The 1,588-nt window shown below is 49.6% G+C and carries 1 protein-coding gene; it reads left to right on the forward strand.

The genetic code is table 11. The features are described 5' to 3' along the window. Window positions 1-232 precede the first annotated feature (232 nt). Window positions 233-1,396 (forward strand): glycosyltransferase, encoded by a 1,164-nt coding sequence (locus BM228_RS33435; RefSeq protein WP_092047636.1) that lies wholly within the window; start codon window positions 233-235, stop codon window positions 1,394-1,396. Window positions 1,397-1,588: the final 192 nt, after the last annotated feature.

A 1,588-nucleotide genomic window follows, 5' to 3' on the forward strand; every position in this document is an offset into this window, starting at 1 on the left:
TCGTCGTGGCGCTGCCGTGAAGAACCTGGCCCATAGTGCGTCCCTCCACTCCGACGTGAAGAGTGCACCATCAAACCCTGGGATCAAACATCTAGGGCCTAATTAATCGTAAGTTTTCAAAGGCTCAAAAAATCAACGTTCAAGCGCTTTGCGAAAGTCGCCACGCCGGGGTAAAAGCGGGAATCACGACCCTCACTTGTTGCGCTTTGCTGCGCTTGGAAGTCTTTAAGACATGACCCCTTCCGGTCAAAAAATCTGTCTGTCGATGATAGTGAAGAATGAGGCGCCGGTTATACGTCGATGTCTCGATTCCCTGCGTTCAGTTATTGATCATTGGATAATCGTCGATACCGGATCCACTGACGAAACGCAGGATATCATTCGCACCGTCATGGCTGGTATACCGGGCAGCTTGCTGGAGCGCCCATGGGTCGATTTCGCCCATAACCGTACCGAGGCCCTCAATCTGGCCAAGCCGCATGGCGACTACACACTGGTCATTGATGCAGATGATGAGTTGATTGTCCCAGCGGGCTTCATGATGACTATCCTAGGCGCTCCTGGCTACAGCTTTCAGATTCATGACAATAGTTATGTCTATTCGCGGCCTCAATTATTCAACAACAAGTACAAATGGTATTACCGTGGCGTCCTGCATGAATTTGCCGAATGCAAAGGAATAGTTCATACTAGCACATCAGCGCTTGCCATGCGTCGCGGACACGATGGCGCTCGCCGCCTCGACAAGTCCACGTATGAGCGTGACGCAGCAGTCTTGGAAAAAGCTCTTCAAAAAGAGAAGGATCCCTTTCTGATCTCTCGTTACACTTTTTATTTGGCGCAGAGTTATCGCGATTGTCAGGAACTAAAGAAGGCGCTTCAAAATTATTTGAAGCGTACTAAATTAGGATTTTGGTCCGAGGAGATTTATGTCAGCTTCCTGAGTGCGGCCCTTCTCATGGAAGCTCTTGGCGAACCTTTTGAACAGGTTGTTTCCACGTTTGATAAGGCGATAAAAATCAATCCAAAACGTAATGAGGCACGATTTCATGCCAGTAGATACTGTCAAGATAGAAAGCGCTATGTCGAAGGTTATCATTATGCGGAAGCTGGGTTAGAATTGACGCTACCAAAAGACGGTCTTTTCCTGCAGCCGTGGATGTATGACTATGGTTTGCAAGACAAATATGCTGTTCATGCATTCAATACGGGCCAGTACCGCGCGTGCCTTTCCGCATGTCTAACTGTTCTGGGTTGCCCAATTTTTCCGCCCCAGAATCGGCCGCAACGGGCAGAACTGGGACGCAAAGCACTCGCGAAAATGGTCGACCCGGCCTGGGGTGCTAATCACTCGACTTATGTCGCAGTCTATAATCCAAACTGGCTGTCTTCATGATAAGGTATTTATCGCTTTTGCTGACCGTCCAATACCATTCCGCCTGACCTACGAGTTCTGCTTGTTAGTTTGAAAAGAGGCAGTGGGCTTGAACGCACTAGAGCCGTTTCCATGGGCGTTGCGACGGAGCAGCGTTTGCCGCGTTGACTGATGAAGGAGCCGGCGATGCCATCACCTTTGTCTGTCGATCTG

Source organism: Methylobacterium pseudosasicola, assembly GCF_900114535.1.
GTDB classification, from domain to species: Bacteria; Pseudomonadota; Alphaproteobacteria; order Rhizobiales; family Beijerinckiaceae; genus Methylobacterium; species Methylobacterium pseudosasicola.